This window comes from Modestobacter lacusdianchii (genome assembly GCF_054177765.1).
Genome location: NZ_JBJJTJ010000031.1, coordinates 1 through 22,541, shown reverse-complemented (window position 1 = coordinate 22,541; position 22,541 = coordinate 1). Strand labels below are relative to the sequence as shown.

Sequence of the window (22,541 nt, the reverse complement as noted above, 5' to 3'; positions counted from 1 at the left end):
GTGGACAGCTGGAGCGGCATCGCCCAGGGCTTCTCCGTGGCCCTGGACCCCACCAACCTGCTCTACGTCTTCCTGGGCGTGCTCATCGGCACCGTCATCGGGGTGCTGCCCGGGCTCGGGCCCACCGCGACGATCGCCCTGCTGCTGCCGATCACGTACACGGTCGAGCCGGTGACCGCGGTGATCCTGCTGGCCGGCATCTACTACGGCTCGATGTACGGCGGCACGATCACCTCGGTGCTGCTGCGGCTGCCCGGCGAGGCGGCCTCGGTGGTCACCACCTTCGACGGCTACCAGATGGCCAAGCAGGGCCGAGCCGGGCCGGCGCTGGGCATCGCCGCCGTCGGCTCGTACATCGGCGGCACCGTGTCGGTGGTCGGGATGATCCTCCTGGCGCCGCCGCTGGCCGACCTGGCGGTCTCCTTCGGCCCACCGGAGTACGTCGCGCTGACCGTGCTGGGCATCCTGCTGGTCACCTACCTGGGCACCGGCTCGGTGCTGAAGAGCCTGTCGATGGCCGCCGTGGGGCTGCTGCTGGCCACGATCGGCCTGGACCCGATCACCGGCACCGCGCGCTTCACGTTCGGGGAGGTCTCGCTCTTCAACGGCCTGGACTTCGTCGCCGTCGCGATGGGCCTGTTCGGCGTCGGGGAGATCCTGCACAGCCTGGAGCGCACCGAGAAGGTCCAGGCGGTCACCAAGAAGATCAAGGGCATCTGGCCCACCCGCACCGACTTCCGCGACTCCGCCGGGGCCATCGGCCGCGGCTCGGTGCTGGGCTTCGCGATCGGCGTGCTGCCCGGCGGCGGCGGGGTGGTCTCCTCGCTGGCCTCCTACGCCATGGAGAAGCGCCGGGCCAAGGACCCGAGCCGCTTCGGCAAGGGCGCCATCGAGGGGGTCGCCGGCCCGGAGACGGCGAACAACGCCTCCTCCACCTCGGCGTTCATCCCGCTGCTCACCCTGGGCATCCCGCCCAACGTGGTGCTCGCGCTGATCTTCGGCGCGCTGCTGGTGCAGGACATCACCCCCGGGCCGCAGCTGATCGAGCAGCAGCCGGAGATCTTCTGGGGCGTCATCGCCTCGATGGTCATCGGCAACCTGATGCTGCTGGCGCTGAACATCCCGCTGGTCGGGATCTTCGTCCAGATGCTCCGGGTGCGGGCCGGCATCCTCGCCGCCTTCGCCCTGCTGGTCACCATGGCCGGCGTCTTCTCGGTCAACAACAACGTGTTCGACATGTGGGTCGTGCTCGGCTTCGGCGTCATCGGCTGGCTGATGAAGAAGACCGGCTTCGAGCCCGGCCCGCTGGTGCTCGCCTTCGTGCTCGGCTCGATCCTCGAGCGGGCCTTCCGGCAGTCGATGCTCATCTCCGGCGGCAGCTTCGACATCTTCGTCACCCGCCCCATCTCCGGCGGCATGTTCGCCTTCATGGCGCTGATCATCATCGTCAGCGCGATCACCAGCCGGCGGCGCAAGGCCGTCTTCGGCCGGGTCGACCCCGCCGACGTCGACGAGACCGGTGAGCCGGGCCCGGACGCCGACCGGCAGGTCACCGCCGAGGGCAGCCCCGGCGCCGACGCCACCGCCGACAGGCCCTCCACCACCCCGGGAGAACGATGACCGCGCGCCGCACCCTCGCCGTCCTGCTGCTCACCGGCACCGCGCTGACCGGCTGCGGCGGCGGGGGTGGCTCCGCGGAGGCGCCGGAGGAGTACCCGACCGACGACATCGAGCTGCTGGTGCCCTACACGGCCGGCGGCCCGACCGACATCGCCGCCCGGGCGCTGGCCGCGCACATGGAGGGCGAGCTCGGCCAGACCGTCGTCGTCACGAACGCCCCCGGCGCCTCGGGTGCCACGGCGTACCAGCAGCTCCTGGCCTCCGACGCCGACGGCTACACCCTGTCGATGACCGCGCTCCCCACGGCGGTGCTCAACTACCTGTCCAACGAGGTCGGCTACACCCGGGAGGACTTCGCCCCGGTCGGCGTGGTCACCCAGGTGCCGTCGGGGATCGTCGTCCCGGCCGACTCGCCGTACGAGTCGCTGGAGGAGCTCTTCGACGCCGCGCGGGCCGACCCGCAGGCGGTCACCGTGGGCACCCCGGGGGCGACGAACACCCACGCCGCGGAGACCCGGCGGATCACCCAGCTGTACGACGTCCCGCTCACCGTCGTCCCGTTCAACGGCAACGCGGAGGTGCAGACCGCGCTGCTGGGCGGCAACGTCACCGCCGGCTTCGCCAACCTGTCCCAGGACCTCCTGCCGGCGATCGACTCCGGCGACCTGCGGGTGCTGGCCGTCGGCAGCCCCGAGCCGCTGCCCTACCTGGACGCCCCGACGTTCGTCGAGCTCGACTACCCGGAGCTGGTGCAGAGCACCACGACGTTCGGGGTGATCGCCCCGGCCGGCACGCCGGAGGAGGTCGTGCAGACCCTGGAGGACACGCTGCGCAGCGCGGCCGAGGAGCCCGAGGTCGTCGAGGCGCTGGACGAGCGGTACGTGCCGGCGGAGTTCATCGGCGCCGACGGCCTCGGTGACCTGTTCGCCGAGACCGAGGAGACCTTCCGCGATGTCCTCGACGACTGAGACGCGCCACCAGGGGCCGCGGTGATCGACAAGCGGGTGGCGACCCTCGCCGACGCCGTCGCCGGGATCACCGACGGCGCCACCGTGCTGATCGGGGGCTTCGGCGACTCCGGCGTCCCGGTGGAGCTGGTGCACGCCCTGCTCGACCAGGGAGCCCGCGACCTGACCGTGGTCACCAACAACGCCGGGGCGGGGGAGAGCGACGTCGCGGCGCTGATCCGGGAGCGGCGGGTGCGCACGGTCGTCTGCTCCTACCCCCGCTCGATGGGCTCGATCTGGTTCGAGGAGCTGTGGCGGGCCGGCGAGATCGGCCTGGAGCTGGTGCCGCAGGGCACGCTCAGCGAGCGGATGCGCGCCGCCGGCGCGGGGCTCGGCGGGTTCTTCACCCCGACCGGCGCGGACACCCTGCTGGCCGAGGGCAAGGAGGTGCGCACCATCGGCGGCCGCCCGCACGTGTTCGAGCACCCGCTGCCCGGCGACGTCGCCCTGGTCAAGGCACACCGGGCCGACCGGTGGGGCAACCTCGTCTACCGCAAGGCCGCCCGCAACTACGGCCCGACGATGGCCACCGCCGCCGCGCTGACGGTGGTGCAGGTGGAGGAGTTCGTCGAGCTCGGCGACCTGGACCCCGAGGCGGTCGTGACGCCCGGCATCTTCGTCGACCGGGTGGTCGAGGTGGCGGCGTCGTGATCCGCCCGCTGAGCGACGTCGCGGTGGCCCGCCGGGTGGCCCGTGACATCCCCGACGGCGCCTACGTCAACCTGGGCATCGGCATGCCCATCCTGGTCGGCGACGTGGTCGGCCCGGACAAGGAGATCGTCTACCACAGCGAGAACGGCATCCTCGGCATGGGACCGGCCCCGGCCCCCGGCGAGGAGGACCGCGAGCTGATCAACGCCGGCAAGCAGCCGGTCACCCTGCTGCCCGGCGGCTGCTACTTCCACCACACCGACGCCTTCGTGATGATGCGCGGCGGGCACATCGACATCTCCGTGCTCGGCGCCTTCCAGGTCTCCGAGTCCGGCGACCTGGCCAACTGGATCACCGACCTGGCCACCATGCCGCCGGCCGTCGGCGGGGCGATGGACCTGGCCGTGGGCGCCAAGCGGGTGCTGGTCATGACGACGCACACCACCCGGGACGGCCGCCCCAAGCTGCTGCCCGCCTGCAGCTACCCGCTCACCGCCGCCCGGGTGGTCGACCGGGTCTACACCGACCTGGCGGTCCTCGACGTCGGCCCGGCGGGGTTCGTCGTCCGGGAGATGGCCCCGGGGCTCACCCGCACCGAGCTGCAGTCGGTCACCGCCGCCCGGCTCGACTTCGCCGACGACGTCGGGGAGCTCGACCCGCACTGACCCGCACCGCCCGAACCCGGAGGCAACGATGCCCCTGTCCCGCACCGCTCGTGCCCTCACCGCCTGTGCCGCCCTCGGCCTGCTCACCGCCTGCGGCGGGGAGGACGCCGCCTCGGACTCGGCCGCGGACTACCCGACCGAGGAGATCCGGCTGCTGGTGCCCTACGGGGCCGGCGGGCCCACCGACCTGGCCGCCCGCGCCTTCGGTGCCTCGCTGGAGGAGCAGCTGGGCCAGACGGTCGTGGTGGAGAACCTGCCCGGCGGGTCGGGGGCGATCGCCACCCAGGAGCTGATCGGGGCAGAGCCCGACGGGCACACCCTCTCGCTGGCCACCGCCGGCACCCTGGTGCTCACCCCGCTGGCCAACGAGGTCGGCTACACCAAGGACGACGTGACGCCGATCGGGGTGATGACCGAGGTGCCCTCGGTGCTCGCGGTGGGGGCGGACTCGCCGTACGCGACGATCGACGACCTCGTCGCCGCGGCGGAGGAGCAGCCCGGCGCGCTGAACGTGGGCACCCCGGGCGCGTCCACCCCGCAGGCGATCGAGCTGCAGCGGCTGGCCGAGGAGCACGACGTGGAGGTCACCGCGGTGCCGTTCAACGGCAACGCGGAGATGACCACCGCCCTGCTCGGCGGCAACGTCGACGCGGTGCTGATCAACGCCTCCTCGGACGTGACCGGCAACATCGACGCCGGCCAGTTCCGGCCGCTGGCGGTCTCGTCCGAGGAGCGGCTGTCCTGGCTGCCGGACACCCCCACGCTGGCCGAGTCCGGGTTCCCGGAGCTGACCCTGTCCGGGTCGACCTTCGGCCTCATCGGCCCCCGCGACCTGCCTGGGGAGATCGTCACCGAACTGGAGGACGCCCTCCGGACGGCGCACGGCGACCCGGCGATCGCCGAGCAGGTGGGCGCGGAGTACGTGCCGGCGGAGTTCCAGGGCGCAGCCGACTTCCAGGAGCTGCTCGACCGCACCCAGGAGGTCTACGAGCCGATCCTCGCGGACTGACCCGCCCGGCCCGGACAGGTCAGCGCAGCCGCGCCTCCGCGGCCGACCAGGCCCGCTCGGCGCCGGGGGCCGGGTCGTGGCGCTGCACCTGCTGCGTCGCCCGCAGCAGCGCGCGCATCTCCGGCAGGCCGCCGCTCAGCGCGCCGCCCGCGCGGGCCTGGACCAGCACGTTGCCCAGCGCCGCCGCCTCGACCGGCCCGGCCAGCACCGGCAGCCCGCAGGCGTCAGCGGTGAGCTGGCAGAGCAGCGTGTTCCGGGCACCCCCACCGACCAGGTGGACTTCGTCCACCGACCGCCCGGAGAGCTCGGCCGCCTGGCGCACCGTGCGCCGGTAGGCCAGCGCCAGGCTGTCCAGGATGCAGCGGACGGTGGCGGCCTGGCTCTGCGGCGGCGTCTGCCCGGTCTCCCGGCAGACCTCCGCTATCCGGGCCGGCATGTCGCCGGGCGGCAGGAAGCGGTCGTCGTCGCAGTCGACGACCGCGCCGATGGCGGGTTCCCGAGCCGCGGCGTGCAGCAGGTCGGTGAGGTCGGCCGGCAGGCCGGCCGACTGCCAGGTGCGCAACGACTCCTGCAGCAGCCACAGCCCCATCACGTTGCGCAGGTAGCGGACCGTTCCGTCCACCCCGAGCTCGTTGGTGAACCCGGCCTCCCGGCTGGCCTCGGTGAGCACCGGTGCGTGGAGCTCGACGCCGACCAGCGACCAGGTGCCGCAGGAGACGTAGGCGAACCGCTCGGAGGCGGCCGGGACGCCGACCACCGCCGAGGCGGTGTCGTGCGAGCCGACGGCGGTCACCGGCACCGGGCCGGTCAGCCCGGTCTCGGCGAGCACGTCGGCGGTGAGCTCGCCGAGCCGGTCGCCGGGCCGGCGCAGCGGCGGGAGGAGCTCGCGCGGCAGCCCGAGCCGGTCGATGAGGTCGGCCGACCACTGCCGGGTGGTGGCGTCCAGCAGCCCGGTCGTGGAGGCGTTGGTGACCTCCGCCCCGACCGCCCCGGTGAGCCAGTACGCCAGCAGGTCGGGTACCAGCAGCGCCCGCCGGGCCAGCCCGAACCCGGCCAGCTGCCGCATCGCCGCGAGCTGGAACACCGTGTTGAACGGCAGGTGCTGCAGCCCGTTGACCCGGTACAGCTCCGCCGGTGACACGAGCTCGTGCACCCCGGGGACGGCGGTGCCGTGCCGGGCGTCCCGGTAGTGCACCGGGTTGCCCAGCAGTGCGCCGTCGGCGTCGAGCAGCCCGACGTCCACCGCCCAGCTGTCGATGCCGACCCCGTCCAGCGGGCCGGCGTCCCGCCCGGCGGCCCGCAGCCCGTCGAGCACGCCGCCGTGGAGCGCCAGCACGTCCCAGTGCAACGTGCCGGCGACCCGGACCGGCCGGTTGGCGAACCGGTTGACCTCGTGCAGCTCCAGCCGCTCCGACCCGACCCGCCCGACCATCACCCGCCCGCTCGAGGCCCCCAGGTCCACCGCCGCCAGGCTCAGCTCCCGCCTCCCGGCGGCCGTGTCGGCCGACATGGCCGGTCTCAGCGGAGGAAGGCGGCGGCGACGCCGGAGTCGACGGGGACGTGCAGGCCCGTCGTCCGGGTGAGCTCGCCGCCGGTCAGCGCGAAGACCGCGTCGGCCACGTGGTCGGGCAGCACCTCTCGCTTGAGCAGGGTGCGCTGGGCGTAGAACTGGCCCAGCTCCTCCTCCGGGACGCCGTAGACCGCGGCCCGCTTGGCGCCCCAGCCGCCGGCGAAGATCCCCGACCCGCGGACGACGCCGTCGGGGTTGATCCCGTTGACCCGGATCTGGTGCTCGCCGAGCTCGGCCGCCAGCAGCCGCACCTGGTGCGCCTGGTCGGCCTTGGTCGAGGAGTAGGCGATGTTGCTCGGCCCGGCGAAGACCGAGTTCTTGCTGGAGATGTAGACGACGTCGCCGCCCATGCCCTGCTCGATCATGACCCGGGCGGCCTCGCGGGAGACCAGGAACGAGCCCTTGGCCATCACGTCGTGCTGCAGGTCCCAGTCGGCCTCGGTCGTCTCCAGCAGCGGCTTGGAGATCGACAGCCCGGCGTTGTTGACCACCAGGTCGACCCCGCCGAAGGCGAGCACGGCCGCCCGGAACGCCGCGGCCACCGCATCGGCGTCGCTGACGTCGGCGGCCACGCCCACCGCGACGTCGGTCGAGCCGATCTCCGCGGCGGCGTCGGTGGCCTTGGCCAGGTCGAGGTCGGCGACGACGACGCAGGCGCCCTCGGCGGCCAGCCGCTGGGCGATCGCCTTGCCGATGCCGCTCGCCGCGCCGGTGACCAGCGCGACCCGGGTGGCCAACGGCTTGGGCTTCGGCATCCGGGCGAGCTTGGCCTCCTCCAGCGCCCAGTACTCGATCCGGAACTTCTCGCTCTCGTCGATCGGGGCGTAGGTGGAGACCGCCTCGGCGCCGCGCATCACGTTGATCGCGTTGACGTAGAACTCGCCGGCCACCCGGGCGGTCTGCTTGTTCGCGCCGAAGCTGAACATGCCGACGCCGGGCACCAGCACGATCGCCGGGTCGGCGCCGCGCATCGGCGGGCTGTCGGGGGTGGCGTGCCGGTTGTAGTACTCGACATAGGCGTTGCGGTACTCCGCGTGCAGTGTTCTCAGCTGGCTGACGAGGTCCTCGAGTGGTTCGGTCGGCGGCAGGTCCAGCACCAGCGGACGCACCTTGGTGCGCAGGAAGTGGTCCGGGCAGGAGGTGCCGAGCGCGGCCAGCCGCGGGTGCTCCTCGGACGCCAGGAAGTCCAGGACGACGTCGCTGTCGGTGAAGTGCCCGACCTGCGGCCGGTCCGTCGACGCCAGGCCGCGGATGACCGGGAACAGCGCAGCAGCGAGCGCCCGCCGCTCGGCGGTCGGGAGGGGCTCGAAGTCCGCCGTCCGGGCGCCGAAGGGCTCGGGCCGGCCGCGCTCGGCCAGGAACCGCTCCGCCGTCCGGATGATCTCCAGCGAGTTGGCCTCGCACTGCTCGCTGGTGTCGGCCCAGGCGGTGATCCCGTGGCCGCCGAGCACGCAGCCGATCGCCTGCGGGTTCGCCTCCGCGATCGCGGCGATGTCCAGCCCCAGCTGGAAGCCGGGACGGCGCCAGGGCACCCAGACGACCCGGTCGCCGAAGCACTCCCGGGTCAGCGCCTCGCCGTCGGCCGCGGTGGCCAGCGCGATGCCGGAGTCGGGGTGCAGGTGGTCGACGTGCGCGGCGCGGACCAGGCCGTGCATGGCGGTGTCGATCGACGGGGCCGCACCGCCCCGGCCGTGCAGGCAGTAGTCGAAGGCATGGACCATCTCGTCCTCGCGGTCGACGCCGGGGTAGACGTCGACCAGCGAGCGCAGCCGGTCCAGCCGGAGCACGGCCAGACCCGGCTCGGTGAGGGTGCCGAGGTCGCCCCCGGAGCCCTTCACCCAGAGCAGCTCGACCGGCTGCCCGGTCACCGGGTCGGTCCCGGTGCCGGCGGCGGAGGTGTTGCCACCGGCGTAGTTGGTGTTCCGCGGGTCCGCCCCGAGGCGGTTCGAGCGGGCGAGCAGGTCACTGACCACGGGGTTCGTCATCGAAGAGGTCCTCAGTTCGGGGAACAGGCGAGCTTGTCCGCGCGAAACCGCGCGTGCTTTCGCGCGCGAAGGCGCGGGTGGTGGGGCTAGGCGCGCCAGGAGGCCTGCTGGCCGCCGACGCGCTCGGTGGCGATCTGCTCCTGGTGGCCGGAGGCGGCGTAGGCGGCGTAGGGGTCGCCGGCCAGGCCCTTCGACTCGCGGAGCTCGGCGAGCAGCGGGCGGACGTCGGTGGCGTAGGCGTCCATCAGCGCGGCGTTGGCGCCGAGCACGTCACCCGAGCGCTGGGCGGCCCGCAGCGCCTCGCGGTCGACCAGCAGCGCCTTGGCAGTGGCCTCCTGCACGTTCATCACCGAGCGGATCTGGCCGGGGATCTTCGGCTCGATGTTGTGGCACTGGTCGAGCATGAAGTTGACGCCGGAGTCCGGCCGGAGCGCGTCGGCCCGGACGATCTCGTTCATGATCCGGAACAGCTGGAACGGGTCGGCCGCGCCCACGATCAGGTCGTCGTCGCCGTAGAAGCGGGAGTTGAAGTCGAAGGCGCCGAGCCGGCCGACCCGCAGCAGCTGGGCGACGATGAACTCGATGTTGGTGTTCGGCGCGTGGTGGCCGGTGTCCAGGACGACCATCGCCTGCTCGCCGAGGGCCAGGCAGTGCAGCAGCGAGGTGCCCCAGTCGGGGATGTCCATCGTGTAGAAGTACGGCTCGTAGAACTTGTACTCGAGGATGAGCCGGTGCCCGAGGTCGAGCTCGGCGTAGACCTGCTGCAGCGACTCGGCCAGCCGGTCCTGACGGTCGCGGATGTCGTCCTGACCGGGGTAGTTGGTGCCGTCGGGCAGCCAGATCTTCAGGTCGGTCGACCCGGTGGCCCGCATGACGTCGATGCACTGCACGTGGTGGGCCACGGCCTTGGCCCGCACGGCGGGGTCGGCGGAGGTGAGCGAGCCGAGCTTGTACTCGTCGGCCTGGAACAGGTTCGAGTTGATCGCGCCGATCGAGACGCCCTCGTCGGCGGCGTGCCGGGCGAGCGCGCCGAAGTCGTCGACGAGGTCCCACGGGACGTGCAGCGAGACCCGCGGGGCGGCGCCGGTGTACCGGTGGACGACGGCGGCGTCGCTGATCTTCTCGAACGGGTCGCGGGGGACGCCGGGGCTGCTGAACACCTTGAACCGGGTGCCCGCGTTGCCGAACGCCCACGAGGGCAGCTCGATGGTCTGCTCGGCGAGCGCGGTCAGCGCCTGCCTGCGGAGATCGGTGGTCACGGGGTCTCTCCGTTCGTGGTGGTGTGCTCCCCGGCGGCCCGCAACTGGGCGTCGAGGTCGAAGACGAGGTCGAGCGTGGCCTTGCCGCGGCCGTCGCCGGTCGCGAAGAAGGGGGCCATCTCGGTCTCCCACCGGGCGCTGACCTCGGCTGCGTCCACGGCGGCCTGCGCGGCGGCCAGGTCGTCGGTCTCGACGACGCCGACGAGCAGCCCGTCGGGGCGCAGGAAGAGCTGGTAGTCGCGCCAGCCGGCGTCGCGCAGCGCGCGGAGCATCTCCGGCCAGACGGCGGCATGACGCTCGCGGTACTCGGCGAGCCGGTCGGGGCGCACCTGGAGGGTGAAGCAGACCCGCGGCACGACGCCTCCTCACTGAAACGATTCACAAGGTGCTGTGGGCCACAGTAGGATGCTGGGTGCGAACGGTCAACGGACCAGCCGCGTGCACACGGTCGACGCACCGGCCGACGACCCGAGGGGGCGACACTGACCGCCAGCATCCGGGACGTCGCCGTCTCCGCCGGGGTCTCGGTGGGCACGGTCAGCAACGTCCTGAACCGGCCCGACTCGGTCAGCCCCGCGACCCGCGACCGGGTGCTGTCCGCCATCACCGCCCTGGGCTTCGTGCGCAACGAGTCGGCCCGCCAGCTGCGCGCCGGCCGCAGCCGCACCATCGGGCTGGTGGTGCTCGACATCGCCAACCCGTTCTTCACCGACGTCGCCCGCGGGGTGGAGGAGGTGGCCAACGCGCAGGGGCTGTCGGTGGTGCTGTGCAACTCCGACGGCCGCCCGGCCAAGGAGGCCGCCCACCTCGACGCACTCACCGAGCAGCGGGTGCGCGGGGTCGTCCTGACCCCGACCGCCGAGCTCTCCCCGCAGGTCGAGACGCTGCGGCAGCGCGGCGTGCCGGTGGTGCTGCTGGACCGCCGCGCCCCCGGCCCCGACCAGTGCGCCGTGGCCGTCGACGACGTCCTGGGCGGCCGACTGGCCGCCGACCACCTGCTCGGCCACGGCCACCGCCGGATCGCCTTCATCGGCGGCCCCGGCGGGCTGCCCCAGCTGCAGGAGCGCTACGAGGGGGTGGTCGCCGCCGTCCGCGAGGGCACCGGCTCCGACGACGCCCTCACCGTGGTCACCCCCGGGACGCTCACCGTGGCCGGCGGCCGCGAGGCGGCCTCCCGCGTCCTCGGGATGCCCGCCGGGGAGCGCCCGACCGCCGCGGTCTGCGCGAACGACCTGCTGGCGATGGGCGTGCTGCAGGAGATGGTGCGCCAGCAGGTCCGGGTGCCCGACGACTTCGCCATCGTCGGCTACGACGACATCGACTACGCGGCCGCCGCCGCCGTCCCGCTGACCTCGGTGCGCAAGCCCCGCCAGGAGCTGGGCCGCCGAGCGGCGGAGCTGCTGCTGGACGAGGCTTCCGGTGAGGAGCACCAGCACCAGCAACCGGTCTTCGAGCCCGCGCTCGTCGCCCGCGAGTCCAGCACGGCCCGGCACCTCAGCCGGTCCGTGGCGAGCTGAGCGGAGGTCTCAGTTGAAGGTCGCACTCTTCGCCACCTGCCTGGTCGACACGATGACGCCGACCGTGGCCCACGCCACCGCAGCCCTGCTGCAGCGGCTGGGCCAGGAGGTCGTCGTCCCGCCGACGCAGGCCTGCTGCGGGCAGATGCACGTCAACACCGGCTACCGGCGCGAGGCGGTGCCGATCGTCGCCAACCACGTGCGGGCCTTCGCCGGCGCGGAGGTGATCGTCGCGCCGTCCGGCTCGTGCGTGGCCTCGATCCACCACCAGCAGGCCGCCGTCGCCCGGCGGGCCGGGGACGAGGCGCTCGCCCGGGCCGCCGAGGAGCTGGCCGGCCGCACCTACGAGCTGTCCCAGTTCCTGGTCGACGTGCTCGGCGTGACCGACGTCGGCGCGTACTACCCGCACCGGGTCACCTACCACCCGACCTGCCACTCGCTGCGGCTGCTCCGGGTCGGTGACGCGCCGCTGCAGCTGCTGCGGGCGGTGCGCGGGCTGGAGCTGGTGGAGCTGCCCGGCGCCGAGCAGTGCTGCGGTTTCGGCGGCACCTTCGCGGTGAAGAACGCCGACACCTCCACCGCGATGCTCACCGACAAGATGGCCAACGTGCTCGGCACCCACGCCGAGGTCTGCACCGCCGGCGACGCGTCCTGCCTGATGCACATCGGCGGCGGCCTCTCCCGACTCCGGGCCGGCACCCGCACGGTGCACCTGGCCGAGATCCTCGCCTCGACGGAGGAAGCCGTGACCCCTGACCAGAAGGCCGTCCCGGCGGTGCCGGCGTGACCACCGTCGACCTGGGCATGCCCGCACTGCCCACCGCCCCGCGCGGCGTGGGCCACCTGCGTGGCGCCGAGCCCTTCCCCGACGCCGCCCGCGGCGCGCTGCGCAACGGCCAGCTGCGGGCCAACCTCGGCCACGCGACCAGCACGATCCGCGGCAAGCGGGCCAAGGTGGTCGGCGAGCTGCCCGACTGGGAGCAGCTGCGCGCGGCCGGCAAGGCGCTCAAGACCGCCACGATGGCCCGCCTCGACGACCACCTGGAGGAGCTCGAGCGCCAGGTGACCGCCCGCGGCGGCGTCGTCCACTGGGCCCGGGACGCGAACGAGGCCAACGAGATCGTCACCCGGCTGGTGCTGGCCACCGGCACGTCCGAGGTGGTCAAGGTCAAGTCGATGGCCACCCAGGAGATCGGCCTGAACGAGGCGCTGGAGGGCGCCGGGCTCGACGTCTTCGAGACCGACCTCGCCGAGCTGATCGTGCAGCTGGGGGAGGACAGCCCGTCGCACATCCTGGTGCCGGCGATCCACAAGAACCGCGCGGAGATCCGCGAGATCTTCGCCCGCACCATCCCCGGCGTCGACCCCGGCCTGACCGACGACCCGCGCCAGCTGGCGATGGCCGCCCGGGCGCACCTGCGCGAGCGGTTCCTGCGGGCGCGGGTGGCGGTCAGCGGCGCGAACTTCGGTGTCGCCGAGACCGGCACGCTCACCGTGGTGGAGTCCGAGGGCAACGGCCGGATGTGCCTGACCCTCCCGGAGACGCTGATCACCGTCATGGGGATCGAGAAGGTGGTGCCGACCTGGCGCGACCTGGAGGTCTTCCTGCAGCTGCTACCCCGGTCCTCCACCGGCGAGCGGATGAACCCCTACACCTCGACCTGGGCCGGCGTCACACCCGGCGACGGGCCGCAGGAGTTCCACCTGGTCCTGCTCGACAACGGCCGGACGGCGGTACTCGCCGACGAGGTGGGCCGGGAGGCGCTGCACTGCATCCGCTGCTCGGCCTGCCTGAACGTCTGCCCGGTCTACGAGCGGGCCGGCGGGCACTCCTACGGCTCGGTCTACCCGGGCCCGATCGGCGCGGTGCTCTCCCCGATGCTCACCGGCGTCGAGGACAACGCCTCGCTGCCCTACGCCTCCTCGCTCTGCGGCGCCTGCTACGACGTCTGCCCGGTGGCGATCGACATCCCCTCGATCCTGGTGCACCTGCGGGGCGAGCACGTCGAGGCCCAGGAGCGACCCACGGCGGAGGCGGTCGCCTTCCGCGGCCTGGCGAAGGCGATGTCGCATCCCCGGCTGTGGCACTTGGCCCAGCGCGGCGCCCGGCTGGGCCGGCTGTTCTCCCGCGGGAAGCCCACGCTGCCGAACACGCTGCCGCCGCCGGTGTCCGGGTGGACGCGCAGCCGCGACCTGCCCACCCCACCGACCAAGACGTTCGTGCAGCAGTGGACCGAGGAGCACCGGTCGTGAGTGGTTCCACGTGCAACACGAGCGGCGGACGACGATGAGCGCCCGCGAGGAGGTGCTGGGCCGGATCCGCCAGGCACTGGGCGAGACCCGGACGCCGGCGCCGGAGGTCGTCCGTGACTACCGGTTGACCGACGGCCGGCCCGCCGGGGACGCCGAGCTGCTGGAGCTGCTGGTCGACCGGGTGGAGGACTACCGGGCCACCGTGCTGCGCTGCTCCCCGGCCGAGGTCGAGGCGACGGTGCGGGCCGCCCTGGACCAGGCACTGGGCGCCGGGTGGGCGGCCGGCGACGTCGTCGTCGCGCCCGGGCTGTCCGAGCAGTGGCGGCCGGCCGGCTGCGACGTGGACGACGACCGGCCGGCGGTGCAGCTGGCCGAGCGGGCGGCCTCGGTCACCGCCGTCGCCGTGGCGATCGCCGAGACCGGCACGCTGGTGCTGGACGGCTCCCCCGCCTGCGGGCGGCGTGCGCTGTCCCTGCTGCCGGACTGCCTCGTCTGCGTCGTGACCGCCGACCAGGTGGTGGGCAGCGTGCCCGAGGGGCTGGCCCGGCTCGACCCGCTGCGCCCGCTGACCATGGTCAGCGGGCCGTCGGCGACCAGCGACATCGAGCTGCAGCGGGTCGAGGGCGTGCACGGCCCGCGCACCCTCATGGTGGTGCTGGCCGGCGGGTGATCAGCCGTTGCGGGTCGGGGGCTGCCCCTCGGCCAGGGCGGCCTGCGCCTGCGCCGGGTCGTAGGCGCAGGCGTCGCTGACCTCGGCGGCGGGGTCCTCCGCCGCCCCCGCGGGCGGTGCGCTGCTCGTCGCCGGGTCGCTCGACGGTGCGGCCGACGACGGTGCGGCCGACGGGGCCGTCGTCCCGGCGGCCGGCGAGGTGTCCGACGGCCCGGCCAGCGCCTGCTGGACCAGCGCACGGATGCGGTCGTAGTCCGGGTAGGCCGGGTCGATCACCGTGTCGTCGAAGACCACGCTGCGGATGGGCGCGTCCTTGACCCGCAGCCCCAGCTCGACGACGTCGCCCAGCACCCGCTGCGGCACGTCGGTGGAGACGATGTCCTGGGTGGTCGCGGCGAGCTGCTGGAACCGGGACAGCAGGGTCATCGGGTCCGCCGCCTCGACGATGGCGTCGAGGACGCACCGCTGGCGGTCCATCCGCTGGTAGTCCGTCAGGCCGAACCGACCACGGCTGTAGGCCAGCGCCGTGGCGCCGTCCATGAGCTGGTCGGGGCCGGGGGCGATGTAGGCGTCGGGCAGGACGCCGAGGCTCGGCTCGCCGCCGACCGGGACGTAGTAGTTCACGTCGACGGTGATCCCGCCCAGGGCGTCGACCAGCCGGCTGAAGCCGTCGAGGTTGACCAGCACGTAGTAGTCGATCTGCAGGCCGAGCGCCTCGCCGACCCCGAGCTTGAGGAAGTCGGCTCCCGGGTCGTCGGTGGGGCCCAGGACGTCGGGGTACCAGGCCGGGCCGTTGCGGTAGACGGCGTTGAGCAGGCTCTCGCTCTCGCTGCCGGCGTCGAACCCGTCGGGGTACACCGCGGCGAGCGGGCTGTCGGCCGGGAAGGGCAGGTCCTCCAGGTTGCGGGGGAGGCTGAACAGCGTCGTCGCCCCGGTGTCCACCTGCACGTTGGCGACGATCACCGTGTCGGTGCGGACGCCCTCCCGGCCCTCCCCGCCGTCGCCGCCCAGCAGCAGGATGTTGAGCTCCTCGCGGTCGCCGAAGAGGCTCTCGCCCTCGGGTGCGTCGGTGACCGTGGCGCTCTCGCCGTCGGCGAAGACCGTGTCGACCAGGTCGCGCTGGGCGTCGGCGATCCGCACGGCCCAGCCGGCCGGGACGACGACGGCCAGGCACAGCGCCAGGACGACGAGGCCGCCGACCGCGTGCTGCCAGCCGCGCAGCGGCCTCGGGCGCACCGCGAGGTACCCGGTGACGACGACGGCCAGCCAGGCCAGCGCCGCGACGCAGATGCCGCCGATCACCCAGAGCAGGGCGGTGGAGTCGACCGCGAGCCGGAGCGTGTCGCGCCAGCCGACGGTGGCCAGCCAGACCCCACCGGCCAGCAGCAGGAGGAACACGGCGAGCACGACCGCGCCGAGCCGGCGCCGTCCGCTGGCCAGGAAGGCGGTGCCGGGGACGACCGCGCCGAGGACCGTCAGCCCCAGTGCGGGGCCGAAGCCGGACGCGGCGTGCCGGCCTGCGCCGTGCGCGGACCGGTCGTCGTCGGCGAGCGGGAGGCCGGTGGTCGCCTGGACGTCGACCGGGTCGATCCGCTCGGTGTCGCCAGGGCGCCACCGGTGGCTGCCGTGCTGGTTCTCCCCGCTCATGCGGCTGCCAGGACTCCGGTCATCCGGTCATGTTCCCACTGATCGGTGGACGGATGCCCCTCTGATCGTCCGACCTCACCCGCACGGGCAGCGCGCTGTGATCCGGGTCATGCCCGGACGACTGGACCGGGGGTCGGCGGGTACCTCCCCACCGGGCGCCGTCCACCCACCGCCGGCGTCCGAGAACCTGGCCCTCGGCCGGGCCGTCGTCCCGGTCACGTGGTTACGGTGCCGTAGGTTACGGGACCGTAGGTGGCTGACCAGGGAGGTCAACGTGTCGGAGACGTCGACGCAGGGCGCACTGCTCATCGAGCTCGAGCCGGTGGTCGAGGAGAACCTCAACCGGCACATCGGCCTGGCGCAGGAGTGGCACCCGCACGACTACATCCCGTGGTCCCAGGGGCGGGACTTCGCCTTCCTGGGCGGCGAGGACTGGGCCCCGGAGCAGTCGAAGCTGGACGAGACGGCCAAGGCCGCGATGTTCACCAACCTGCTCACCGAGGACAACCTGCCCAGCTACCACCGGGAGATCGCCACCCGGTTCGGCCGGGACGGTGCCTGGGGCACCTGGGTCGGCCGCTGGACGGCGGAGGAGAACCGGCACGGCATCGCGCTGCGCGACTACCTCGTCGTCACCCGCGGGGTCGACCCGGTCGAGCTCGAGCGCGCCCGGATGGACTACATGACCTCCGGCTACGACTCCGGGGACAAGACCCCGCTGGAGGCGGTCGCCTACGTGTCGTTCCAGGAGCTGGCCACCCGGGTGAGCCACCGGAACACCGGCAAGGCCACCGGCGACCCGATCGCCGACCGGCTGCTCGCCCGGATCGCCAAGGACGAGAACCTGCACATGGTCTTCTACCGCAACATCGTCTCCGCGGCGTTCGACATCGCCCCGGACGAGACGATGCGCGCGGTCGCCGACGAGGTCATGCGCTTCGAGATGCCCGGCGCCTCGATGGCCGGCTTCCGGAAGAACTCGGTGCTCATCGCCAAGGCCGGCATCTACGACCTCCGCCTGCACCACGACGAGGTCATCTCGCCCGTGCTGCGCGCCTGGAAGGTCTTCGAGCGCACCAACCTCGGCCCCGAGGGCGAGCGCGCCCGCGAGGAGCTCGCCCAGTTCATGGTCGGGCTGGACGCGCAGGCGACCAAGTTCGTGGAGAGCCGCGAGCGGATGCGCGCCCGGATGCAGTCGAGGTCCGACACCGAGATCGCCCCGCTCTCCCAGGCCTGAGGCCCGACGACGAGGGCGCGCCCCACAGCCGCTGGAGGCCTCCGGCGAGGCCCGCCTAAGGTCGACGGTCATGCGCCTGGCCACCTGGAACGTGAACTCCATCCGCAGCCGAGTCGACCGGGTGGAGGCCTGGCTGCAGCGCAGCGACGTCGACGTCCTGGCGCTGCAGGAGACCAAGTGCAAGGACGAGCAGTTCCCCGAGGAGCGGTTCCGCGCGCTGGGCTACGAGGTCGCGCACGTCGGCTACTCGCAGTGGAACGGCGTCGCGCTGCTGTCCCGGGTGGGCCTGACCGACGTGGAGGTCGGCTTCCCGGGCATGCCGTCGTGGGCCAAGGAGGGCGCCGAGCCGGCCGCCGAGGCGCGGGCGCTGGGCGCGACCTGCGGCGGGGTGCGGGTGTGGAGCCTCTACGTGCCCAACGGCCGCACGCTCACCGACCCGCACCTGCAGTACAAGCTCGAGTGGCTGGAGGCGCTGCGGGTCAGCGCCGGCGGGTGGCTCACCGACGACGCCGAGGCGCAGGTGGCGCTGGTCGGCGACTGGAACATCGCCCCTCAGGACGACGACGTCTGGGACATGTCGGTGTTCAGCCACTCCACGCACGTCTCCGAGCCCGAGCGGGCGGCGTTCCGCGGGGTGCTGGACGCCGGGTTCACCGACGTCGTCCGGCCGTACACCCCGGGCCCCGGCGTCTACACGTACTGGGACTACACGCAGCTGCGGTTCCCCCGGCGCGAGGGCATGCGGATCGACTTCGTGCTCGGCTCCCCCGCCCTGGCTACCCGGGTGACAAATGGCCTGATAGATCGCGAGGAACGCAAGGGCAAGGGCGCCAGCGACCACGCCCCCGTCGTCGTCGACCTGGTCGACTAACGGGCCGTCTGGGCGGCTTGGGGCACATCTGGGGCACACGAGGCACCGGTCGCGTCCCACGCCGCGTCGATGGCGCTCCGCGTCCGGTCGTCCGAGTCCGGCATTAGGTGCCCGTAGGTGCTGAGGACCAGCGAGGCGTCCTCGTGCCCCAGTCGTTCGGCGACCGCCACGACCGACTCGCCGGCGGCCAGCAGAACGCTGGCGTAGTGGTGTCGCAGGTCGTGGCTGGTCGTCCCCTTCGGTAGGCCCGCATCGCTCACCGCCCGGCCCATCAGATTGTGGCCGTAGTAGACGTGTCCGAGCGGGGCGCCCTTCCCGGTGGTGAAGATCGTTCCGTCCTCGCCTGCCGTATACGCCGCCAGGTGGGCGGCCAGCACGTCGGCGACCACCCGGGGCAGCGGGACGATCCTCCTCGACCGGGGAGTCTTCGGCTCGCTCCGCTCGCCCTTCGACCCCTGGGTGAACTGCCACTCGATCCGCACGGTCCGCCGCAGGAAGTCGACGTCCTGGACCCGGAGCGCGAGCAGCTCGCCGATCCGGAGCCCGAGCCCAGCCTGGGTCAGGACCATGGCCTCGTAGCGCTCCGGCATGGCCCGGGCAAGCGCCGCCACCTGCTCAACTGACAACGGCACGACGCGCTCCCTCTCGTGTCGGGGGAGCTGGATGCGGACGACGGGCGAGGAGGCCACCAGTCGGTCGAGGACCGCGGCCCCGTACACACTCCGAAGCAGCCCGACGGCCTGCCTCACAGTGGTGGGGGCCAGCACTCTCGAACGATCGGTGGCCCACGCTTGAACTTCGGACGGACGAACGTCCGCGAGCTTCCGGCCACCGAGACGCGTCCCGTCGATGTGCAGCCGAATCATCATCTCGGTCCGCCGCGCCGTGGTCGGCCGGTGCGGGCGGGTCTCCGCCCACCTCCGGGCGTACTCCGCGACGGTGGTCTTCGAGGGTTCGACGTACGTGCCGCGGGCCTTGTCCGCCTCGACCGTGGCCGCGTGACGGTCGGCATCGCCCTTCTTGCCGAAGGACCTCTTGCGTTGCCTGCCCTGGTCGTCCCGCCACCGCGCCTCGTAGGTCGTTCGCCCGTTGCGGACCCGCTTCGCCACGCTCGCCATGGCTGACTCCTCCACGTCTTCGACGCGACCTGCTCGCGGTCGACGTCGTCACTTGTTGGGACGGAACGGTTCGGGCCGAAGCATGCCCGAGAAATCTGACGAGGTCAGGGCTGACATCCGGGACTCTCAGCCGCTTCTGCGGATGGCTATCCGGTGGCGCCTCGACCCAGATGCTGCTCGACCCACGCCTGAAGGTCGTCGTAGCGGTAGAGGACGCGGCGGCCGAGGCGGAAGCTGCGCGGTCCGGTGCCCAAGTGGCGCCAGTACCGGAGGGTGGCCACCGGAGCGCGGAGCAGCTCTGCGGCCTCCGTGATGGTGAGCAGTTCGGGCTCGCGGCGGGTGGGATCGTCGGACATGGGTTGCTCCGGTGGGCTCGGATGGGCTGTGCTCCGTCAGGGGAGAAGGCGCCATCTGGGCGCGATTGGTGACAGCCGACCACCGATGGCTTCCGAAATCCTCCGGTTCTCCTCCTGTTACCGGTGTCCGGGCCCGCGGCCGGCCGGTGGAGGCGCCCCCGCTCATCGCCCCATGCCCGGGGCGGCGCCTCCACGGGCGAGGGAGGGTCCCCGCCGCTCCGCCTCGGGCCGGGGGACGCTCGCTACCGGCGCGACCGGCAGCGCCGGAGCCGCCGGCGTCCGGTCGCGCGACCGGTCCTGGCGGTCGCGGGCGGCCTCTCGAGCGGCGAGCTCGGCGGCGTGGCCGGGGCCGAGGTCGGCCCGGTCGCGGCCGAAGACGGCGATCCACTGCGCCCGGGCCTCGGCCACGTCGGCGGCGACGAGGTGTGCGGTGTTGGACAACCGTCCGCGGGTCATGCCGACGTAGGCCGAGGCCGCACCGGTCTGGTCGCCGATCACCACGTGCGCGGCGGGAACGGCGTCGCCCTGCACGCCGTGCGCGGTGCTGGCGTAGGCCAGTTCCACGTGCTCGGTGACGTAGTCGGCGGGCAGCACCCGGACCCGTGCGCCGGCCGGGGTGACATCGCCCGGGGGAACGTCACCGGTGGCCGTGCCGGCGGTGACCAGCAGCCCGCCGCGCCGGCCGACCGCGGTGACGGTCCACGTGTCCCGGTTGGCCACCTCCAGGTTCCGGTCGTTGCGCCGGGTGGCGATCCTGTCACCGGCGCCGATCCGCTGTCCCGCCCGCGTGGTCACGACCCGGACGTCGTCGACGCGGCCGTCGCTGACCAGCCGGTTGCGGATGGCGGCGTTGAGCTCGCTCACCTGCTCGCGGGTGTCCGCCACCACCGCGACATCGGCCGCCTGCGGGACGTGGGCGGCGGCCGCCGCCACGGCGTCCCGCAGCGCTGCGTGGTCGGGGTGCAGGTGGATCCGGCCGCGGGCGAGGAGGGCGTCGAACACCGCACCCGGGGTGTCACCCCGCCGCATCGCCAACGTCAGCTCGGCGTACTCACCGTCCGGAATCGACTGGCCGGCGCTGCCGGTGAGGGTGAAGCGGTGCACCGACTCCAATGTCAGGCAGCCGGCCGGGTCGGCCTGAGCGGCGGCCAGGTCCCGGACACCCCCGCGGCCGACCGCGGCGAGCTGGTGGCGGTCCCCCAGCAGCGCCAGCCGCGCCCCGGCCTCGTCGGCGACGGCGAGCAGGGCGCGGGCGGTGTCCTGGTCGAGCATGCCGGCCTCGTCGACGACCAGCAGATCGTCGGGCCGCAGCCGGATGCCCTCCGCCGGCCCGGTGTGGACGCGGCCGGTCACCGGGTCGGCCTCGCCGACGGCGAGTCGGGTCCACTCGCCGTCCTCGTTCCAGCGCCAGCCGTGGGCGAAGACCAGGGACGCCGCCGACCCTGCGGCCGCGCCCACCTCCGTGCGGGCGACCTGGGCGGCCTTCAGCGTCGGCGTCACCACAACCAGTCGCCGCCCCTGCCGTTCGAGTACGGCGCGCGTGGAGGCCAGCGTGGTGGTCTTACCGGCCCCGGCCGCACCCTCCACCACGGCCAGCCGTCGGTCGCCGGCCAGCGCGGCGACCACCGCGGCCTGGCCGGCATCCAGGCCCCGGACAACGTCGGCCGGCAGCGGCGCCAGCGGCGGTCCTCCTACCGGTGGCTGACCGGCGCGGGCGTCTAACCGGACGCGCAGGTCGGCTTCCACCTCGAGCACCGCCGGGGAGGACCAGGCCCGGACGTGCTCGGGTACCCCGTCGCGGTCCAGCAGTGGAAGGCAGCGGGCGAGGGCGCGGGCGGTGAGGTCACCGGCCAGCTCGCTACGGGCCGCGGCCTCGGCGACGACGCCTGAGCCGGCGAGCAGCCGTTCGGCTTCGCCGCGCAGATCGGCGGCGTTCCAGGCCGAGTGGCCGGCGGCCAGCCGGGTGACCATCTGGTCGGCGGCGCGGTCGCGGTCCAGGACGCCGATCGGGGTGGGCCGCAGCTGGACCGGTCGCTCGGGGTCGCGGTAGCCCAGGGCTGCCAGCTCGGCCCGCCACCGCACGGCCAGGTCGGCCCCCGAACGCGGGGTGACCCTGTCCGGGCGGCCGTCGGCCCATGCGCGGGCGTCCCACGCTCGCCGCAGCGCCGGCCCCGGCGATTCGCCGGGGTGCGCGGCAATCCAGTCGCGTTCGTAGCGGTCCAGGTTGCGCCCGATCTGCGCCGCCCGGGCGCTGAACGGACCGACGTAGGCGGCGAGCTCCAGTATTTCTCCAGCCGCATCCAGGGTGTAGCCGTGGGCGGCCAGGGCGGTGCGGAATTGCGGGTCACAGGCGACCGCGGCGTGCCCGATTCCGTTGATGGCGGCGAGGAAGTCACGCACACCGACGGTGTGCAGCCCGCGCCATTGCCCGGCGGCGAACACCCGCGCGGCGATCTGCAGGTGCAGATGCCGATGCGGATCCCCGGCGCGGGAGGTGTAGTGCCGCACTGTCACCGCCTCCAGCACACTGAGTGGCACCTGCACCTGCCCGCCACGCGGACCGACCCGGGTGGTCGCGTGGTCGGAAAGCCAGCCGATGATCTCGGCGGCAGCGCGGTCCTGCGCGGCGTCATAGGCGGCCGCGACGTCCTCGTGCATCGCGGCGGCCAACGACCAGGACTTCGGGCCATTGACCACCACCTCCACGAACCGCACCGCATGGGCGTCGGCGCGCAGCCGCCCCCGTGGGTTCCCGGTGTCCGGGTCGCGGCCGGCCACCCAGGTCTCGTAGGTCTCCCCGGTGAGCGGCGCCCGCTCGGCCACCCGTCCGTCGCGGGCCACGAAGCGGCGGGCCATGCCTGTGCCCTCGGTCAGGTAGTAGTCATCGGCCCGGCCGCGGTCGGCCTCAAGGTAATGACGCGCGGCAGCCGGCGAGCCGGCGTACACCTTCATTCCACCGCGCATTTTCAATGCCACCCAACAATGGCCAACAGGTCACCCCTAGAAGCGGCGATGGGGGCCGCCCCGCCGGGGCCCGCCCTCCTCCAAATTTAGGAATTGTGGCGCGCTGTTGTGGTGTGGAGAGTGTTTTTGGAAAATATGCTAA

At 73.3% G+C, this 22,541-nt stretch carries 18 protein-coding genes and 1 pseudogene; 11 read left to right on the top strand and 8 right to left on the bottom strand.

The window, feature by feature from the left end:
- Genes ACJTNH_RS17775 through ACJTNH_RS17755 form a run of 5 tightly spaced genes read left to right on the top strand, consistent with a single transcriptional unit; the run spans position 1 to position 4,952 of the window.
- Complete coding sequence (locus ACJTNH_RS17775) at positions 1–1,620, top strand: tripartite tricarboxylate transporter permease (protein ID WP_458178045.1); 1,620 nt, start codon at positions 1–3, stop codon at positions 1,618–1,620.
- Positions 1,617–2,588, top strand: coding sequence for a tripartite tricarboxylate transporter substrate binding protein (locus tag ACJTNH_RS17770; protein ID WP_458178043.1), 972 nt, complete (start codon positions 1,617–1,619; stop codon positions 2,586–2,588). The genes ACJTNH_RS17775 and ACJTNH_RS17770 overlap by 4 nt, the downstream gene beginning before the upstream one ends.
- A gap of 21 nt (positions 2,589–2,609) precedes the next feature.
- Entirely contained in the window at positions 2,610–3,278 is a 669-nt protein-coding gene (locus ACJTNH_RS17765; RefSeq protein ID WP_458178041.1) for a 3-oxoacid CoA-transferase subunit A, read from the top strand.
- Positions 3,275–3,943, top strand: coding sequence for a 3-oxoacid CoA-transferase subunit B (locus tag ACJTNH_RS17760; RefSeq protein ID WP_458178039.1), 669 nt, complete (start codon positions 3,275–3,277; stop codon positions 3,941–3,943). The genes ACJTNH_RS17765 and ACJTNH_RS17760 overlap by 4 nt, the downstream gene beginning before the upstream one ends.
- 28 nt (positions 3,944–3,971) lie before the next feature.
- Entirely contained in the window at positions 3,972–4,952 is a 981-nt protein-coding gene (locus ACJTNH_RS17755) for a Bug family tripartite tricarboxylate transporter substrate binding protein (protein WP_458178037.1), read from the top strand.
- Between the two features lie 19 nt (positions 4,953–4,971).
- On the opposite strand, the gene ACJTNH_RS17750 is transcribed toward ACJTNH_RS17755, so the two are convergent.
- The 4 genes from ACJTNH_RS17750 to ACJTNH_RS17735 form a co-directional block, all read right to left on the bottom strand.
- Complete coding sequence (locus tag ACJTNH_RS17750) at positions 4,972–6,414, bottom strand: rhamnulokinase (protein ID WP_458178035.1); 1,443 nt, start codon at positions 6,412–6,414, stop codon at positions 4,972–4,974.
- A 56-nt stretch (positions 6,415–6,470) separates the two neighbouring features.
- Positions 6,471–8,507, bottom strand: coding sequence for a bifunctional aldolase/short-chain dehydrogenase (locus ACJTNH_RS17745; RefSeq protein WP_458178033.1), 2,037 nt, complete (start codon positions 8,505–8,507; stop codon positions 6,471–6,473).
- 86 nt (positions 8,508–8,593) lie between these two features.
- A complete protein-coding gene (gene rhaI, locus ACJTNH_RS17740; RefSeq protein ID WP_458178031.1) occupies positions 8,594–9,766 on the bottom strand; it encodes an L-rhamnose isomerase in 1,173 nt (390 codons plus the stop codon).
- On the bottom strand, positions 9,763–10,122 hold the full coding sequence (locus ACJTNH_RS17735) for an L-rhamnose mutarotase (protein ID WP_458178029.1): 360 nt from the start codon (positions 10,120–10,122) through the stop codon (positions 9,763–9,765). Before ACJTNH_RS17735 ends, rhaI begins: the two co-directional genes overlap by 4 nt.
- A gap of 126 nt (positions 10,123–10,248) precedes the next feature.
- Here ACJTNH_RS17735 and ACJTNH_RS17730 point away from each other — a divergent pair, with 126 nt between their 5' ends.
- From ACJTNH_RS17730 to ACJTNH_RS17715, 4 genes are read left to right on the top strand one after another with little or no spacing between them, the layout of a single operon-like run.
- Complete coding sequence (locus tag ACJTNH_RS17730; RefSeq protein WP_458178079.1) at positions 10,249–11,283, top strand: LacI family DNA-binding transcriptional regulator; 1,035 nt, start codon at positions 10,249–10,251, stop codon at positions 11,281–11,283.
- Positions 11,284–11,296: 13 nt separating this feature from the next.
- A complete protein-coding gene (locus ACJTNH_RS17725) occupies positions 11,297–12,070 on the top strand; it encodes a (Fe-S)-binding protein (RefSeq protein ID WP_458178027.1) in 774 nt (257 codons plus the stop codon).
- Positions 12,067–13,536, top strand: a complete 1,470-nt coding sequence (locus ACJTNH_RS17720) for a LutB/LldF family L-lactate oxidation iron-sulfur protein (RefSeq protein ID WP_458178025.1) — start codon at positions 12,067–12,069, stop codon at positions 13,534–13,536. Before ACJTNH_RS17725 ends, ACJTNH_RS17720 begins: the two co-directional genes overlap by 4 nt.
- A 34-nt stretch (positions 13,537–13,570) precedes the next feature.
- On the top strand, positions 13,571–14,206 hold the full coding sequence (locus ACJTNH_RS17715) for a LutC/YkgG family protein (RefSeq protein WP_458178023.1): 636 nt from the start codon (positions 13,571–13,573) through the stop codon (positions 14,204–14,206).
- Here the strand turns inward: ACJTNH_RS17715 and ACJTNH_RS17710 are convergent, their stop codons facing one another.
- Positions 14,207–15,853, bottom strand: coding sequence for an LCP family protein (locus ACJTNH_RS17710; protein ID WP_458178022.1), 1,647 nt, complete (start codon positions 15,851–15,853; stop codon positions 14,207–14,209).
- A 274-nt stretch (positions 15,854–16,127) separates the two neighbouring features.
- Between ACJTNH_RS17710 and ACJTNH_RS17705 the strand changes: the two genes are divergently transcribed.
- Positions 16,128–17,090: an acyl-ACP desaturase gene (locus ACJTNH_RS17705; protein WP_458178020.1), complete on the top strand. Its 963-nt coding sequence runs from the start codon at positions 16,128–16,130 to the stop codon at positions 17,088–17,090.
- A gap of 70 nt (positions 17,091–17,160) precedes the next feature.
- Positions 17,161–17,961: an exodeoxyribonuclease III gene (locus ACJTNH_RS17700; protein WP_458178018.1), complete on the top strand. Its 801-nt coding sequence runs from the start codon at positions 17,161–17,163 to the stop codon at positions 17,959–17,961.
- Here the strand turns inward: ACJTNH_RS17700 and ACJTNH_RS17695 are convergent.
- From ACJTNH_RS17695 to mobF, 3 genes and pseudogenes are all read right to left on the bottom strand, one after another.
- Positions 17,958–19,079, bottom strand: coding sequence for a tyrosine-type recombinase/integrase (locus ACJTNH_RS17695; RefSeq protein WP_458178017.1), 1,122 nt, complete (start codon positions 19,077–19,079; stop codon positions 17,958–17,960). The genes ACJTNH_RS17700 and ACJTNH_RS17695 overlap by 4 nt on opposite strands.
- Before the next feature lie 146 nt (positions 19,080–19,225).
- Entirely contained in the window at positions 19,226–19,435 is a 210-nt protein-coding gene (locus tag ACJTNH_RS17690; RefSeq protein WP_458178015.1) for a helix-turn-helix transcriptional regulator, read from the bottom strand.
- A gap of 306 nt (positions 19,436–19,741) precedes the next feature.
- A pseudogene (gene mobF, locus ACJTNH_RS17685) lies at positions 19,742–22,387 on the bottom strand (MobF family relaxase); the annotation flags it as partial.
- Positions 22,388–22,541 lie beyond the last annotated feature (154 nt).